Here is a 16705-nt window from a genome sequence, read left to right on the forward strand (position 1 = left end):
GCTAGCCCCACTTCGTGCCATCTAGGGCATCCAAGGGGATTTTAAGATAGCGCTTGCCGTTGGCCTCAGGCTCCGGCAAACGACCACCCAAGGTATTCACCTGCAGCGCGTGCAGAATAAGCTTCGGCATTGGCAGTTCACTATCACGCTTATGACGCAAAGCAATGTAGTCGTCGGCGCTTTTGCCCACTACGTGTGGGTTATGCGCGCGCTGCTCCGCGACACTGCTTTCCCATTCAGGGTCGCGCTCGCCCGGCATATAATCGTGGCCGGTGAAAAGGCGCGTTTTACTGGGCAGTGCAAGAATTTGCTGAATAGAGCCCCACAACGACTCTGCATCACCGCCGGGAAAGTCAGCCCGCGCAGTACCGAAATCAGGCTGAAACAGGGTGTCGTGAACAAACGCGGCATCGCCAATCACGTAAGTAATCGACGCCAGCGTATGGCCTGGAGAATGCAGTACTTTGGCGCTTAGCTCGCCGATGTGAAACGTGTCGCCTTCAGCAAATAGCGTGTCCCACTGGCGGCCATCGGTAGGCATTTCAGGCCAGTGATAGATGTCCTTCCACATCGCCTGCACGCTGGTAATATGCTGACCAATGGCCGTCGGCGCGCCGGTTTTGTGTTTTAAATACTGCGCGGCAGAAAAGTGGTCGGCGTGAGGGTGAGTATCTAAAATCCATGCGACCGTGAGCTGCTGCTCTTCTATATAGGCTAACAACGCGTCAGCACAGAAAGTCGCTGTCGCGCCAGATTTCTCATCAAAATCCAACACCGGGTCAATAATCGCGCACTGCCGGGTGGCCGGATCGCTCACGATGTATTGAACGCTAAAAGTACGGGGATCAAAGAAACCAGCCACATCGGGTGTGCCTGCACCTGTGCTTTGAGAAAGTGCAAAGGTCTTCATGCTTATCTCCTAAATGCGTGTACCAATGCGCGGTGAAACCTAGCGTTCGCGCAAAAATATTCGTTATAAACATATCCAATTATGGAATATAAGCAATAGCACGTATAAAAATGCCGCCTACCTGACGTCAGGTGGCGGCGACAAAATAGCGGACTTAGAGAATTGAACTCACGCAAACTAAAACGCTTTTTCCAGCGCAAAGCGTGGATTAGGTTACCGCTTCGGTACATGTGGTACTTAATCTTCCGCCTAATCATGCCGCTACAAGAGAATATGCCACGTTCATGTGTCATCCTCTGCGATTAGCAATCGAGTGCGCTGCCAGCGCCCTCTTCGAATATGGCGAAGCATTGCCTGTTCCGCACCGGCGGTATCGCCATTGCACATGGCTTGAAAAATCGCCTCATGATCAGAAAGTGACCAGCTCTCATAGTCATATCTACCGTGTGTCGATCCGCGAATCATGCTGGCTGAATTGAGCAGCACTTCTGCATTACGTTGCACATAGCGGTTACCCGAAAGCTGATAGATAGCTCCGTGAAACCGGTCGTTAACGCCAAGGAAAGACGCTTCGCTGGCAATCCCCGTACGCTGTTCCTCAAGTATTGCCTCAATCTTCATAAGGTCTGGCGTGCGTGCCTTTTTTGTCGCAAGCCGAGCAGCTAACCCTTCTACCGCCTCCCTCATATCGTATATCTCTTCGACTTTAGCGAGATCTATCTCCGCGACAACGATGCGTCCCCCTGGCGAAGTGCTCAGTAATCCATCAGACAATAATTGTCGGAATGCTTCGCGTACTGGGGTGCGGCTCATATCAAACCTGTCACATATTTCCTTTTCTCCTAAGCGCTTACCCGCTGGAATTTCGCCAGAGCGCAGTAAGTCTCTTAGCTGAATGTACGCCTGCTCTCCCAGCGACAAATCTATATCTTGTTGTTCGCTATCAATACTCATTCAACCTCCATTACGTACGCTTTGTTGTTTCGATGGATGGCACACACACATCACAACCACTACCTAAGTTGAATACAAAACAAACAATTTTAAAAATAAAGTATACAAAATATTCATTTTTATCAAAAATGTATTCAAAAATACCCATAAGGAGCTAATTTGAACCATTCAAGTATACGGAAAAAAGTACTAATTACTCGTACAAGGATCGATACCACGGCCATTGAGCTGCTGAACTCCCATGGATTCGAATGTATTTTTTCACCACCCTATGCTCCCCCTGCGGAAGTGGCGGCACGCCTAAAAGAGACCGGAGCCCAAGCATTGATGGTATCTCAAGGGCGAATGACAGCCGAAGTTATCGGCGCTAGTGCCGAACTATCCATCATCGTTAAGCATGGTAGCGGTGTGAATAATATAAATCTGCAGGCGGCTGAGTCATTAGACATTCCGGTTTATCGCGGCCTTGGCGCCAATGCTCGTGCCGTTGCTGAACAAGCTATTACGCTTGCGCTGGCACTATGGAAATCAATCCCTCGGCTCGACTATGCAACTCGAACAGGCAACTGGCTCAAAGGCGAATTCGTGGGTAACGATATACGCGGCGCCACAATTGGTCTCGTCGGATTCGGTGCTATTGGTCGTGAAGTTGCCAATATTGCCTCTGCTCTCGGAATGAACATCCAGGTTTTTGACCCTCTGATGACTGAAGCCCCTCACGGTATAACGGTTAAAGACGATATTGAGGCCTTACTAAAAAGCTCTGACATCATATCGTTGCACTGCCCTCTAACGTCTGGCACCCGAAACTTGATTGATGAAAAGCGTCTGCAACTTATGCAAAACAATTCTGTTCTAGTCAATACGGCTCGAGGAGGTATTGTCGATGAGCAAGCCCTATCGAAGGCTCTTCATGAAGGCACTATAGCGGGTGCTGCCCTAGATAGTTTTGTCGTCGAGCCACCGGATCCCAACTCATCACTTTGGAAGTCTCCCAACCTGATAGCCACTCCGCATACCGCAGGCTTAACGCCAGGTGCTGAACAAGTCATGGCCGTCACGGCTGCTCAACATATTATCAACCATTTCGCTGGAAACCCGATTGATAAACGCTTTCTTGCCACGCATGCCGCCCTTGGCGGCCTGGAGGAATGATCATGATTGAAGGATTTCGTATACGTACTCAGTGGCAACGTGCGGCCAAGGTAGACGTCGAGCGAGCTCGCGGGATTGCTGTCTCGAATATTTCTGATGTGATGTCTCGTCAATCAGGCTCCCCAGCGTCTATTCGACCATTTCATAGTGGCGGGCCGCTCTCAGGGCCCGCACTTACCGTGCGCTGTCGTCCTGGCGATAACTTAATGTTGCATAAAGCACTACAGATGGTGCAACCCGGCGATGTGATTGTCGTGGATGCAGAAGGTGCTCTCGATAACGCCATTATGGGAGAGCTAATGCTGGCTAGAGCCGTTCAAGCCAAGGCTGCCGGAGTAGTCATTTATGGTGCTATCCGTGACACCAGCGAAATTGCCGCCCAGAACGTGCCTGTTTTTGCAGCCGGTGTCAGCCACCGTGGTCCCTATAAAGACGGCCCTGGCGAGATTGGCTACGCCATTTCTCTGGGAAGCATGGTCATTGAGCCCGGTGACTTGATTGTGGGCGATGCCGACGGGGTACTGGCGATACCGAGGGCAACAGCCAGTGATGTTCTTGACCGCGCAGAAAAGAAGCATGCGGCAGAGATGAAGCAGCTGCAGCAAACACTGAAAGATGAGTACGACAGCACATGGATAGATGCCTCCTTAGCAGCGGGCGGCTGCTACATTTCCGATCACTAAGTGTAGTAACTCAGCATTATTGAGCATGACCAATGGAGACAAACAATGAAAACAACACGTAGATCTGTACTCGGTACCGGCTTGGCTACTTTCCTTCTTTTAACAGGATTATCTTTATCTGCAGCAGCACAGGATTTTCCTACTCGCAGCATTGAGTTTATCGCAGGCTACGGCCCAGGGGGCGGTCATGACACTATGATGCGTTCAATGGCAACTATTATCCGCCAGCTTGACCTGAGTGAACCCGCCATTGCGGTCGTCAATAAGCCTGGTGGATCAGGGGCCTCTTCAATGGGTTATTTGAATACACATAAAGAAGATGGCCACTACCTGATGGCAGCAACATCTTCCTTTATCACGACACCATTATCAGTCAACGTGGGCCTCAGCCATGAGGACTTCACTCCAATCGCTCGACTGGGCATCGACCCGACCATACTGGTTGTCGGTGCTAGATCGTCAATCACTAACTTGGACGATATCAAGAATGCTGACCGGATGCTCAATGTTGCAGGCGGAGGCACCGGTGGTATTGAACATATTGCAACGCTAATGGTTAGCGATGCTTTAGGCGCTAATCTTAATTACATTCCGTTCCAAGGCGACGGGGAAGTCACCACGGCACTACTCTCTGGTCAGATTGACTTCGCCATGATCAACCCAGGTGCAGTGACAGACTTTATTTCTTCTGGTCGTCTAAAAGCCCTGGCCATCACAACAGAAGAACGAACTGAGCTTTTCCCTGACATACCGACCTTTACTGAAGAAGGTTATGACGTAGTGGCCTATGTATTCCGCGGGCTCGTTGCACCTCAGGGTATCAGTGATGAAGCTAAAGTATGGCTAAGCAACTTGGTTGCACAAGTACAAGCGACCCCTGAATGGAAAACTCAGTACCTTGATCCGAACTCGATCATTCCGGATTATCAGGATTCTGACGAGTTCGCGACCTATCTCGAAGAAACCGAAACGCTTTACGAGACAATGTTGGCTCGTCTAGGGCTCATTGGAGAATAATGTCATGCGCGCTGAACAGTTACTGTTAATCGGCCTCACGCTGCTCGGCGCCGCCTTTGTGCTGGGCGGACAGAGCCTTACTTTCCGTGCAAATATTGGCTTTGGCCCAGGCTTTATCCCAGTGCTTGCAGGAGTCAGCCTAGCCCTGTCTTGCGTACTTCAACTGATGCGGCGCCCTCAGGGCGCGGCATCAGCTCTCAACAAGGAAAAAGTAGCTGATCAACCTCCTAATTACAGGGCCCTGTTGATCACACTCGCTATTCTGGTGTTAGGCACTACAGCCATGGAGCTTGGCTCCGTATTGTTGCCCGTCTTTTTGATCATTGCACTACTCTCCCGGTTGGTCGCAGGGCACAACCTCATTCGCACCATCATAGTTGCCACAACGACCATTACCGCCATTTATTTAATATTTTCGGTTTGGCTTGGGCTACCGGTGAACTAAGGAAGGGTGACTATGTTAGAACTAACAGATTTACTTAATGCATTTAGCTTGGTTGCCACACCTGAAAACCTCTTATTAATATTTTTTGCCGGATTGATAGGAACCGTTGTTGGCGCTCTCCCTGGGTTAGGCCCCTCTGCTGGCATTGCCCTCATGATGCCACTAACCTTTGGTATGGATCCTGTGGCCGGCCTCTCTCTATTAACCGGTACTTATCTTGGAACGATGTACGGTGGCCGATTAACCTCCATATTAATCAATACACCGGGTGATGCGCCGGCCATTATTACCGCATTAGATGGCTACCCAATGATGCAGTCAGGGCGCGGTGGATTAGCGCTTGGGTTGTCGGCAATCGCCTCCTTTGTAGGCGGCTGTTTTGGCTTAGCCATGTTAATTTTTTTCGCCCCTATTATCGCAGAGTATGCCATTTTTCTTGGCCCGCCAGAATATTTCCTAATGATGTTGCTTGGCCTCAGCATGATTGTTGTGCTGGCTGGCAGTGATCCTCTTAAGGCCCTTATCGCGACGCTGTTAGGGGTTTTGCTAAGTACGGTTGGCAGTGACTATGTTTCCGGAGAAGTGCGCTATGCAGTAGTACCTGAACTAATCGACGGCATGGACTTCGTGGCGGTCATTATCGGTCTGTTTGGTATTGGTGAAGTACTGCTAAATATCGAAAAGCGCGTAGTATTAAATATGGGTAAGCCACGCTTTCGTATGAGTGAGTTCATACCTGGGCGAAGTGAACTTCGGGAGGCGAGTGCGCCAATCATGCGCGGCTCTATCTTAGGCACAGCCATTGGCGTGTTGCCTGGTGCTGGTGCCACTATTGCCACCTTTATGACCTATATAGCCGAGAAAAAGCTGTCGAAAAAACCTGAAGAGTTCGGCAAAGGATCTATTGCCGGCCTTGCCGCACCGGAAGCAGCAAACAATGCTGCCGTACCCGGCGCATTGATTCCCCTGCTTACACTAGGCATCCCAGGCTCAGGTGGCACGGCTATTATGCTTGGTGCACTAATCATGTTCGGCCTAAACCCTGGCCCGCTTTTGATGGTTCAATCAGCCGATATTGTCTGGGGAACTATCGCCAGTCTGATTATCGCCAACGTGTTCTTGCTCGGCTCCAATGTTCTGTTAATACCTCTGTTCGTTAATGCACTACGCCTCATTCAACGCCACCTTACCGCGATAGTTGTCGCATTTTGCTTAGTGGGTGCATTTGCCATTAACTACAGCGTATTCGAAATATGGATCGTGTTGATCTTTGGTGTGATTGGCTACCTAATGAAAAAGGCAGACTATCCTGCAGGACCCTTTATTCTTGCTTTAGTGCTTAGTCCGCTGGCCGAAAACTACTTCCGGCAATCGATCATGATCGGACAAGGATCATGGAGCATATTTGTCTCCAGACCTCTAACAACGACCTTTACTGTCTGCATTATTGCGGTAATTATTCTGGGTCTAATCAAGCCATTCCTTTCACGGCGTAGCGTTCTCAAAGCACAGCCGTAATTCCGACGAGGGCGCTCCATGACTAACTCGTTGTGGAGCAACTCACTCAATCAGCATTTATAACGACTCCTCTCTTCAAATACGCCAGCCATGAACGTCGTTTGAGCGGAGAGATAGGAATCTATTTTCAAAACGCTTTTTCCAACGCAAAGCGTGGCTGCGTGTGGCCTTCTTTAGTGACGGTTTCAGTGAACATTTCAAGCGGGCGCACCCACAGGCCGTAGTCGCCGTAAAGAGCGCGGTAAACCACCTGCCACTCTTCGCTTTCGCTATGCTGGGCGGTGCCGAGCACTTCGTAAAGGCTGCCTTTATAATGGCGATAGATGCCGGGAACGGGAGCGGTCATGGTGATTCCTTATGGGCGGCATGGGCTTTTTTAGCGAGGCGTTCGAGCACTTTTGAGGCGGCGACAAAGCCAAAGGTGCCGGTCAAAAAGGTGGCGGCGCCAAAGCCTGACGCGCAATCTAAGCGCGTAGCTTCGCCACTGCCGGGCTTTTGCAGGCATACCTCACCGTCACCGCTGGGATACACCAATTGCTCGTCGGAGTAGACACACTCTACCGAGAAGCGCCGCTTGGGGTTGCGGGAGAAACCGTAGTCACGGCGCAGTCGTGAACGCACTTTAGATAACAGCGGGTCGTGCTCGGTGCGGGTAAGGTCAGCGACCTGAATGCGCGTTGGGTCGGTTTGCCCGCCGGCGGCGCCGGTCACGGTAATCGGAATCTTGCGGCGCTTGCACCAGGCGATGAGCGCGGCCTTGGCGATCACGCTGTCGATGGCATCTACCACATGGTCGGCGTCATCCGGGATACGCTCGGCGAGATTGGTGGGCGTTACAAAAGCGCTGTCGGCAACGATCTCGATCTCAGGCGCAATCAGACGGCACCGGCTTGCCAGCACCTCCACTTTAGGCTGGCCAATGGTGCCATCCAGCGCGTGGATTTGGCGGTTAACGTTGGAAACACACACATCGTCTAGGTCGATCAACGTAAGCTTGCCAATCCCGGAGCGCGCCAGTGCCTCAACGGCCCAGCTGCCCACCCCGCCGACACCCACCACCACCACGTGAGCATGACGAAACACGTCAACAGCGCGCTGGCCGTAAAGGCGACGAATCCCGCCAAAGCGAGCGTCGTAATCGGCAGAGGCTGGCAGGTTGGTAGCTGAAATCGCGGAGAACATAGAGGGATCACTCATAGCGCTTGGAGGGCGGAAAGCGGTGTGTGAGGTGGCGTACGCACACTATCCAGCGGTAAGTGTCCGGCCCAGCCAAGGTGATTAAACAGCGCGACCATGGTGTCGTCCACGGCGCAGCTTAACTGTACGCGTTTATCCAACATCGGATGATCGAAGGCTAAATAAGTGGCGGCTAGCAGTAAACGTGGTGCGCCCAGCTGCTCGGCAAAAAAACGATTGTGGACACTTTTGCCATGTTTGGCATCGCCAATAATGGGATAGCCTCGTCGCGAAAGATGGCGGCGAATCTGATGGCGACGTCCGGTCAGCGGCCTCGCCTCCACCAGCGAGTAACGCGCCACCGAATAGCGGTCGACCTGAACAGGCAGTTCGACACTATCCAGGCGGCGAATATCAGTCATCGCGGGCATTGCGGGCATTTCCGCCTTAGGCCGCGTGCCGTCCTCTTCCCGCAGCGGATAGTCTAAACGCTCGCTTTCAGGGGCATTGCCACGTACCACGGCGAGGTAACGTTTCTCGACCTGGCGCTCACTAAAGGCCTCGCTGAGCAGCCCCGCCACTGCGGATGAAAGCGCAAATACAATCACGCCTGAGGTAGGGCGATCCAACCGGTGAACGGGATACACCCGCTTGCCAAGCTGGTCGCGCAACCGCTGGAGCAGGAACTCTGTTTCGCCACGCGCTAGCGCCGAGCGGTGCACTAAAAGCCCCGATGGCTTATGCACCGCAACGAGATACTCATCCTGATAGAGGATAGTGAGTGGCGTCATAACGCTCCCCGGTAAAAGCTAGCGACAAAAACGGTCTAGAACGGTTATCTAAGAACTATTTACACAAACTATTTACACAAACTGTTTACACAAACTGCTTATAAAAATAGGGCGCCATTGTCGCGGCTTGGCAGCGAGATGTCATCCGCTTGATACGATAAACCTTTTAGCCATTTATAGTTATGTTATATGATTACATAAATGATCAATAAGGAGTTCCTGATGAAACGCTCTTCTGTGGCATGGCTGGCTAGCTGAGCACAGGCTGAGCCATCGCCTGGCAGACATCAGGTAACGGCCCTGAGTAGCGCTTTACATCGTTCGTTGGCATAGTGGTGGTGTGGCAGCTACCTTAAATGGGCAACGCTGTCACAGCGTTTCCATGGATTAGGAAGGAGAAATTACTATGCGCTATATAGCTTCGCTTACCGGCATTGCCGCCTCATTACTGCTCGCAAGTACAGCGGCGCAGGCTAACGAAACGCTTGACGTTGAGATGCATAAAGTCAGCGTTGACGGTGTTGAAGAGTCGATTGGCACCGTTTCACTCGAAAGCACCGAGCACGGTTTATTGCTAACCCCGTCACTCACGGATATGGAGCCCGGTGTTTACGGTTTCCACGTTCACCAGAACGCCAACTGCGATCCTGCCGAGAATGACGACGGCGAAATGACCGCGGCGCAAGCCGCCGGCGGCCACTATGACCCGGAAGAAACGGATACCCACCTAGGCCCCTACGGCGAAGGCCATTTGGGTGACCTACCGGTGCTAACGGTCAATGAGGATGGCGAAGCCAACCTCCCCGTGCTGGCACCGCGCCTAAGCATGGAAGATATGCCGGGCCGTAGCATAATGATCCACGCAGGCGGCGATACCTATAAGGATGAGCCCCACCTTGGCGGTGGCGGCGCTCGCATGGCCTGCGGTGTCGTTGAGTCTTAAGACAAGCGTTCACTTCGGCATCAAAAACGGGCAGCCACTGGCTGCCCGTTTTATTGACGGTTTATCGAAAATCACCAACTAAAGTCTAGCTGTGATCTACGGGCCTTATCTGTACATTCATCCCGGTTTAAACGCACCTGCTGGTGTGCCAGCGTGCTAGTAAGCGTCTTGCCGACTCCGGCTAATCCCTCTAACTGCTCTAGGTACCTTAGATGATCACCTTTATTGTATCGATCCTGCTGCTAATTGCAGGCTACTTTACCTACGGGAAGTTCGTTGAGCGCGTGTTCGTGACCGACCGCAAACGACGCACACCAGCCTTCACCATGCGCGATGACATCGACTACGTGCCGATGAATACCACGCGTAACTCACTCATTCAGCTATTAAACATTGCCGGCGTAGGGCCGATTTTTGGACCGATTCTTGGCGCGCTTTACGGCCCGGTTGCCTTTGTATGGATTGTGGTCGGCTGCATCTTTGCCGGTGCCGTGCACGATTATCTAACCGGCATGATCTCAATTCGTAACCACGGTGCTCACTTACCACAGCTAGCGGGCAAATTTCTCGGCAAAGCGATGAAGCACGTCGTTAATGCTTTTGCCATTTTGCTACTGCTGCTGGTCGGCACGGTCTTTGTCACCTCTCCCGCTGCGCTGCTGGCGAATATGACCTCACTGTCGATGACGCTGATTATCGTGGCCATCTTTATTTACTACTTAATCGCGACACTGCTGCCGATCGATAAAGTCATCGGCCGTATTTATCCTTACTTTGGTGCGCTACTGCTGTTCAGTGCGGCCGGTATCGGCATTGGCTTGATTGTCACCGGCGCGCCCATTCCTGAGCTATCTTTCGAGAACATGCATCCTGAAGCAGCTCCTATCTTCCCGCTGCTGTTTTTAACGATCTCCTGTGGTGCACTTTCCGGCTTTCATGCTACTCAAACACCGATCATTTCGCGCACCACGCAAAACGAAACGAATGGACGCAAAATTTTCTACGGCATGATGATCACTGAAGGCGTGATCGCGATGATTTGGGCCGCCGCCGCTATGAGCCTGTTCTACGGCGACCAAACGCTGTCCGACGTACTTGCCGCCGGTGGCCCTGCCGCTGTCGTTAGCGAAGTTTCTACCACCATGCTCGGCGCTGTAGGCGGTACGCTGGCCATACTCGGCGTTATCGTGCTGCCGATCACCTCTGGTGACACCGCTTTCCGCAGCGCGCGGATGATTATCGCCGACTACGTTAAAGTCGATCAAAAGCCGATGATTAAGCGCATTCTGGTGGCCCTACCGCTGTTTGTTGTCTCCTATGCACTAACGCATATGGACTTCACGCTGCTATGGCGCTACTTCTCCTGGGCGAACCAAACCACCGCAGTTATTGCCCTGTGGGTAGGCACCATGTACTTAGTGCTGTCGCGTAAGCCCCATTTGATCACCTCGATTCCGGCCACCTTTATGACCATGGCGACCTTCACCTACCTAGCCTACGCGCCGATTGGCTTTGGCCTGCCGCTAAATACCAGCTACTTTGTGGCGGCGTTAGGAACATTGCTCTGCATTGCGCTATTTATGAAACGTGTTCGTCGCTTAAGCCGCACCACGTTTGCGGTTGATGAGCCAGCAGAGAAATTTGGTACGGGTGACGAAGGTTTCGCTACCGCCACAAAATAACTGCCTATAGATAGACGGCAAACAGCCGACTAATAACGATTAAGCGCTGATTTTTCAGCGCTTTTTTTATGTCTTCCTACGGTCCATTTGGCACTGCCCTATAATCTTTTGTATCGAGACTAATATTGCCGCAGCAACAAGAAATGATATACCATAACAATAACTAATAGCTTAGCCGCTTTACTAGAGATGTTATCAATGTGCAGCGATCCTGTTTTATCCGTGCGTGACCTGCGCATTCAAATTGGCCGACACCCGGTGGTTGATGGCCTCTCGTTTGACGTATTACCTAGCGAGCGTGTTTGCCTGCTAGGCGCATCCGGGTCGGGTAAATCGTTCACTGCTAAAGCGGTGCTGGGTCTCTTACCTCCCAACGCCCAGGTGCAGGGCAGCATCCGCATTCAGGGCCGAGAGGTTATTCAAACGCCCGCCGCGCGGCGTCGAAAAGATACTCGGGTGTCGATGGTATTTCAGGATTCGCTCTCGGCGCTCAACCCCTTGGTCTCGGTAGGCTCTCAATTACGTGAGCCGTTTTCGCGCCATCATTGCCTATCGCGCAAAGCTGCCGATCAAGCCGCCGTGGCCCTGCTGGGGGCCATGGGCTTGGATGACCCTCAGCGGTTGATCAAGCGAACCCCAGCTGAGCTTTCCGGCGGCCAGCGCCAGCGTGTCTGCATTGCGCTGGCGATGGCCTGTAAAACCTCGCTGATGGTCACCGATGAGCCCACCACCGCGCTAGATGTGGTCACCCAGGCCCAGGTACTGCGGGCGTTACGTGAACATACGGACACCGCACATAGCGCGCTGCTATTTATTACCCACGACCTTCACGCTGCAGCGCAGCTTTGCAAGCGAGCCGTAATTATTGAGCGTGGTGTCATGATTGAAAGCGGCGCGCTGGACACTTTGATTACAGCTCCTCAGCATCGTTTCACTCAGGAACTGGTAGCCGCCGCCCACAGCGTACATCCGACCGAACTAACGAATGCGGCCGAGCTAATGCCCGTTGACTACTTAAAGAGTGCCTAGATGCAGCGCGCAACCCCCTTTAATGGCCGAGTCGTTTTAAATGACCTTGCGGTGGTGAGCGAAAAAACTGCTTTCCTCTCGGCACGTGGGCTCAATAAGAGCGTTTCACTGCCTCGCGAGGTGTTCTGGCGGGCATGCAAGCGCAAGCAGTTAATGAGCGATATCGACCTGGCGCTTTATCCCGGCGAACGCGTGGGGTTGGTGGGCCTATCCGGCTCGGGTAAAACCACGTTATTGCGCTCACTTTTAGCAATTGAAGCCCCCGATACCGGCTCGGTTACCTGTCAGCAGAAAGCTGTACGCCCCGCCTCTACGGCCAAGCTCAGGTGGTACCGTCAAGCGGTTCAATATATCCCTCAGGACCCGGCTTCCTCGCTTGACCTGCGGATGAGCGTTCGCGCCTTGGTCGCCGAGCCGCTAATTAGACTCAAGGTTGATTGCGATCCGGTTGAACGCGCTTGCGAAGCGTTAGAGCAGGTTGGTCTGGATGCGCATTTTCTGGATCGCAAGCCTCATGAGTTGTCTGGCGGCCAGGCTCAGCGAGTAGCGATTGCCCGCGCCATTGCTACTCGCCCGCGCTTTTTATTGGCCGATGAGCCGCTCAGCGGCCTCGACCTGCCGGTTCGCACCCAGGTTATCAACGTACTCAAACAGCTTTGCGATGAGAACGGGACTGGGCTGTTGATGGTGTCGCATGACTTATCAGTCGTTGCCAAGCTGTGCCAGCGCACGCTGGTGATGGATGACGGCAGCATTGTTGAAGACCGCCCCACCGCTGAGCTATGGCGTAACCCTCGCCATCCGGTCACGCGGGACTTGATTAATGCCGTCTCCCAACTGCCTACCTGTGCTTATCCAGACTGCAACGCCGCTGAGGTAGAAGCACTCTTATAAACGTGCGAGGTAAACCGCCAGAGACTTTTTAACCCCATTCGCCCGGCACAGCGCTTAGGCATTGACCTAGCGCGTTTGGGCAATCGCTTGCCTGTTAGCCACTTTACTTAGGAGAGTTTTCAATGTTACGCCGCCCGCTTCGTCTTTCCCTACCCTTTGCCCTGGCTGCTCCTTTACTGCTTGCCGGTTGTTTTGAAGAACAGCGCGACACCATCTCATCGGATGTTGGCCAGCGTATTAATGTGGCCATGCTTCAGCCACCCCGCTCGGGGTTAACGCCGCTATCCGACGATGCGTTTAAGCTGTCGCGCTGGAGCAATGCAGAAACCCTGATTCGCCTGGATGCCAACAGCGACCCCCAGCCATTTCTGGCCACCGAGTGGCAACAACTTGACCCGAAAACCTGGCGGTTTCTCATTCGCGACGGCGTAGCATTTCACGATGGCACAGCGCTAACAGCCAATGCCGTGGTGAATTCGCTCACCGCAGCCACTCAGGCAACCCCGAAGCCGCGCATTCTAGACGGGGTCACTATGACCATCGAAACCGATGGCGATAATGCGGTGATTGTGCACACAGAAGAAGACGATCCGCTGATTCCTAACCGGCTTTCCAGCCCACAGCTGGCGATTTTAGCCGCCAAAGCCTACGGGGATGATGGCCGGGTCAATCCTATCGAAGCAGGCACTGGCCCGTTCGTTTTGAAAGAGATCAACGGTACCACCAGCGCCAAGCTTGACCGCTTTGAGGGTTACTGGGGCGAGCCTGCGGCAGCGGCCGGTATTGATGCCGACTACGTGCCCGATGGTACCGCGCGGGCAGCGTCATTAAGAACCGGCGTGGCGGATGTGGTTGAAGCTATCCCGGTATCGCAGGCCGCTCTTCTCGACCCTGAGCGTGTTCATGAAGTGCCTATGCCGCGTACCAATACGCTCTATCTCAACACTCAGTCTGGCCCGCTGGCTGACCCGGCTCTGCGCGCGGCGATACGTGAAGCGATTGATCGCCCGTCGATTGTAAACACCGTCTATGAAGGCCGTGCCGATATTGCCGAGGGCTTGCTAGGCCCGGCGCTTGCCTGGGCGAGCGGTATTCGCACGCCGATAGAGGATCTTACAGCGCCCACCGCGCCGAACGGTACCGAGATTACCCTAGCCACCTTTACCGACCGCGCAGAGCTTCCCGAAGTCGCCGTTCTGCTGGAACAGCAGCTAACCCGCGCCGGCTTTAACGTTCGCCAGGAAGTGCGTGAGTACACGCATATCGAAGCAGACGCACTGGCGGGTGAATTCGATGCGTTTATTCTCTCTCGGGCGACGGTACTCGACTCCGGCGATCCGGTGGCCTACATGTTTAGCGACTTCGCCTGCGCGGGCTCTTTTAATATCGCCCAACTGTGCGACCCAGCCGTAGATGAGGCGCTAGCCACCGCTGCCGTTCTGCCCACTGGCGAAGCACGACGCCAAGCGATTATCGATGCAGAAACGGCCATTTTGCGTACCGATGCGGCGATTCCCATGCTGCATGAGCGCGTTATTCAGGGCGAATCGGCACGCGTTGCCAATGCCGAACGCGATCCGCGCGAGCGTATGCTGATCACCGAAAAAACCATGTTCAACAACGATAGCGAGTCCTAAGGGCACATCACGAATGACGACCGCGATACCGTTGCGCTTGTGGCGCCGCCTGCGCATTGAACCCTTTATCCCGCTGATCTCGCGCCTGGTAACATTGGCGGGCGTGGTGGTTCTGGTCGGGCTGCTGCCGTGGCTATCAGGACGGGACCCTGCGCTGAGTATTCTGCGAGCGCGTTCTGCCGAACAAGAGGCAACGCCCGAAGCTTTGGCAGCCATTCGTGCCCAGCTTGGCCTTGAGCTTGGCCCGCTTGAACAGCTGCAAAGCTGGCTGATAGGGTTAATGCGTGGCGATGCGGGCAACTCCTGGATATCTGGCGCGCCCGTACTGCCGGGCATGTTAAAAAGCGCGCAGGTATCGGTCACGTTAATGGCGTTTGGCATGCTGGTAGCAGTTATCACGGCCACTCTTATTTGCGTGCCGGTGGTTCGTCGCGGCCTTAACGGCCGGGTCAGCCGCTCATCCGGCGCGGTTGGCGCAACGCTGACAGCTCTGCCTGAGTTTTTGCTCGCGTCCATACTGCTGGTCATTTTTGCCGCCTGGCTCAACTGGCTGCCACCTTACGGCTGGCGCGGTTTAAGCTATGCCGTACTGCCTGCCTTGGCGCTAGGCTTACCGGCAGGCGGCTTGCTGGGTCGGCTGTTTAGCGATGGTCTGGCGGCGACGTTTACCGAGCGCTGGGTGGCCACCTGGAGCGTGGCGGGTTTTTCACGCAGCCGGATTACCTTGGCAACACTGCGACGAACCCTACCTAGCCTTATGCCTCAGGTGGGCATGGTGATGGTAGGCTTAACCGGTGGTGCGATTGCCGTCGAGCAGGTGTTTTCTATTCCAGGGCTTGGTCGGGCAACGCTGGGAGCAGCAGCGGCGCAGGACATGCCTGCGCTTCAAACCGGGATTCTTATTCTACTGGTGATTGCGATTGTGCTGGGCAGCTTGGCCAACATTGGCCGCGCGCTGCTGCTAGGGCGTGCGTTTCGGCTGGGCGCACTGCCGGTGGCGCATAGCGAGCGACATGCCCAGCGAGGGGCATGGGTAGTACCCTCGGTGGCCATCGCCCTGCTATGTGTGCTGGTGGTTGCAGGGATGACACGTGACCCGTTTAGCTCATTGTTTATGCGTCTTGAGCCGCCAAGCTGGGCACTGCCACTAGGCGCGGACGGAACGGGACGGGATATTCTGGCACGCGTTGCTCACGGGGCGCTTTCCACCATGGGGATGGCCGTTGCCGTTGTCTGCTTGTCGCTGGTGCTCGGGCTTCTCATGGGCTTGGCGCCAAGGCTTGCAACCGGTCCGATTGAAATCACCAAGGCTACTCCGCCCACGATTGCGGGGCTTATCGTGGCGGGGCTGGCAGGGCCTAGCGCCAGCGGCGCCATTATTGCCGTAACAGCGGTTGCCTGGGCACCGCTGGCGGCCCATACGGCAGCGCTGGTTGCCGAAGTCAAAGCCCAACCCCACGTGCGGATTACGCCTATTTTAGGCGTCGGCCATTTTCGCTTGATGAGCCGTTATGTGTTGCCAGCAGTACTTGGCCCGGTGTTTCGCCATGCCATGCTGCGCTTACCAGGAGTGGCGCTCGCCCTTGCGGCATTGGGCTTTCTGGGCCTTGGCCCACGCCCGCCGTCACCTGAGTGGGGGCTAATACTGGCCGAAGGCATGCCCTATATCGAGCGTGGGCCCTGGACGGTGCTTATCCCTGCGCTGGCGCTGATTCTGCTTTCCATCCTCGCCGTATCGCTTTCAAGCATTGTCGGCGTCAGGAAAGTATCACGTTGACTATATGGAGCAACCATCAGTGGAATTAGCCTGTAATCCCGTTTTTCTTTTAGCACGTTTTATATAACAATCTGGATTGCTGTAAATAGCAGGC

16 protein-coding genes are annotated in these 16705 nt (G+C 54.0%); 11 read left to right on the forward strand and 5 right to left on the reverse strand.

Going from position 1 to position 16705, the window contains the following annotated elements; translation table 11 throughout:
* Nucleotide 1 precedes the first annotated feature (1 nt).
* Together ACT3RP_RS03955 and ACT3RP_RS03960 are read right to left on the reverse strand one after the other, a co-directional pair.
* Nucleotides 2-910 carry an MBL fold metallo-hydrolase gene (locus ACT3RP_RS03955; RefSeq protein WP_483393295.1) on the reverse strand — a complete coding sequence of 303 codons (909 nt, stop codon included), beginning with the start codon at nt 908-910 and terminating at the stop codon, nt 2-4.
* Nucleotides 911-1192: 282 nt separating this feature from the next.
* Nucleotides 1193-1864 (reverse strand): GntR family transcriptional regulator, encoded by a 672-nt coding sequence (locus ACT3RP_RS03960; RefSeq protein WP_483393296.1) that lies wholly within the window; start codon nt 1862-1864, stop codon nt 1193-1195.
* Nucleotides 1865-2023: 159 nt separating this feature from the next.
* On the opposite strand from ACT3RP_RS03960, the gene ACT3RP_RS03965 reads away from it, so the two are divergent.
* The 5 genes from ACT3RP_RS03965 to ACT3RP_RS03985 are packed head-to-tail and all read left to right on the forward strand — an operon-like array spanning nt 2024 to nt 6682.
* Nucleotides 2024-3019 carry a hydroxyacid dehydrogenase gene (locus tag ACT3RP_RS03965; protein WP_483393297.1) on the forward strand — a complete coding sequence of 332 codons (996 nt, stop codon included), beginning with the start codon at nt 2024-2026 and terminating at the stop codon, nt 3017-3019.
* 2 nt (nt 3020-3021) lie between these two features.
* A complete protein-coding gene (locus ACT3RP_RS03970) occupies nt 3022-3702 on the forward strand; it encodes an RraA family protein (protein WP_483393298.1) in 681 nt (226 codons plus the stop codon).
* A gap of 45 nt (nt 3703-3747) precedes the next feature.
* Nucleotides 3748-4719 carry a Bug family tripartite tricarboxylate transporter substrate binding protein gene (locus ACT3RP_RS03975; protein WP_483393299.1) on the forward strand — a complete coding sequence of 324 codons (972 nt, stop codon included), beginning with the start codon at nt 3748-3750 and terminating at the stop codon, nt 4717-4719.
* A gap of 4 nt (nt 4720-4723) precedes the next feature.
* Complete coding sequence (locus ACT3RP_RS03980; protein ID WP_483393300.1) at nt 4724-5164, forward strand: tripartite tricarboxylate transporter TctB family protein; 441 nt, start codon at nt 4724-4726, stop codon at nt 5162-5164.
* Between the two features lie 12 nt (nt 5165-5176).
* The gene (locus tag ACT3RP_RS03985) at nt 5177-6682 is read left to right on the forward strand and encodes a tripartite tricarboxylate transporter permease (protein WP_483393301.1); all 1506 of its coding nucleotides are present in this window, start codon (nt 5177-5179) and stop codon (nt 6680-6682) included.
* Between the two features lie 127 nt (nt 6683-6809).
* Here ACT3RP_RS03985 and ACT3RP_RS03990 read toward each other — a convergent pair whose 3' ends face one another.
* Genes ACT3RP_RS03990 through ACT3RP_RS04000 form a run of 3 tightly spaced genes read right to left on the reverse strand, consistent with a single transcriptional unit; the run spans nt 6810 to nt 8649 of the window.
* Nucleotides 6810-7028, reverse strand: coding sequence for a DUF1653 domain-containing protein (locus ACT3RP_RS03990; protein WP_483393302.1), 219 nt, complete (start codon nt 7026-7028; stop codon nt 6810-6812).
* Entirely contained in the window at nt 7025-7864 is an 840-nt protein-coding gene (tcdA, locus tag ACT3RP_RS03995) for a tRNA cyclic N6-threonylcarbamoyladenosine(37) synthase TcdA (RefSeq protein WP_483393359.1), read from the reverse strand. Before tcdA ends, ACT3RP_RS03990 begins: the two co-directional genes overlap by 4 nt.
* 11 nt (nt 7865-7875) lie before the next feature.
* A complete protein-coding gene (locus ACT3RP_RS04000; RefSeq protein ID WP_096282123.1) occupies nt 7876-8649 on the reverse strand; it encodes a pseudouridine synthase in 774 nt (257 codons plus the stop codon).
* Nucleotides 8650-9055: 406 nt separating this feature from the next.
* On the opposite strand from ACT3RP_RS04000, the gene sodC reads away from it, so the two are divergent.
* From sodC to ACT3RP_RS04030, 6 genes are all read left to right on the forward strand, one after another.
* Nucleotides 9056-9592 (forward strand): superoxide dismutase [Cu-Zn] SodC, encoded by a 537-nt coding sequence (sodC, locus tag ACT3RP_RS04005; protein WP_441683920.1) that lies wholly within the window; start codon nt 9056-9058, stop codon nt 9590-9592.
* A gap of 212 nt (nt 9593-9804) precedes the next feature.
* Nucleotides 9805-11274 carry a carbon starvation CstA family protein gene (locus ACT3RP_RS04010; RefSeq protein WP_096282125.1) on the forward strand — a complete coding sequence of 490 codons (1470 nt, stop codon included), beginning with the start codon at nt 9805-9807 and terminating at the stop codon, nt 11272-11274.
* 198 nt (nt 11275-11472) lie between these two features.
* The gene (locus ACT3RP_RS04015) at nt 11473-12303 is read left to right on the forward strand and encodes an ATP-binding cassette domain-containing protein (protein ID WP_483393303.1); all 831 of its coding nucleotides are present in this window, start codon (nt 11473-11475) and stop codon (nt 12301-12303) included.
* Nucleotides 12304-13197 carry an ABC transporter ATP-binding protein gene (locus ACT3RP_RS04020; protein WP_483393304.1) on the forward strand — a complete coding sequence of 298 codons (894 nt, stop codon included), beginning with the start codon at nt 12304-12306 and terminating at the stop codon, nt 13195-13197. It begins immediately after the preceding gene.
* 122 nt (nt 13198-13319) lie between these two features.
* Nucleotides 13320-14834, forward strand: a complete 1515-nt coding sequence (locus tag ACT3RP_RS04025; RefSeq protein ID WP_483393305.1) for an ABC transporter substrate-binding protein — start codon at nt 13320-13322, stop codon at nt 14832-14834.
* A gap of 13 nt (nt 14835-14847) precedes the next feature.
* Nucleotides 14848-16611: an ABC transporter permease subunit gene (locus tag ACT3RP_RS04030; protein ID WP_483393306.1), complete on the forward strand. Its 1764-nt coding sequence runs from the start codon at nt 14848-14850 to the stop codon at nt 16609-16611.
* Nucleotides 16612-16705: the final 94 nt, after the last annotated feature.

The organism is Halomonas sp. AOP5-B2-8, from assembly GCF_052376475.1.
Classification (GTDB): Bacteria; Pseudomonadota; Gammaproteobacteria; order Pseudomonadales; family Halomonadaceae; genus Vreelandella; species Vreelandella casei.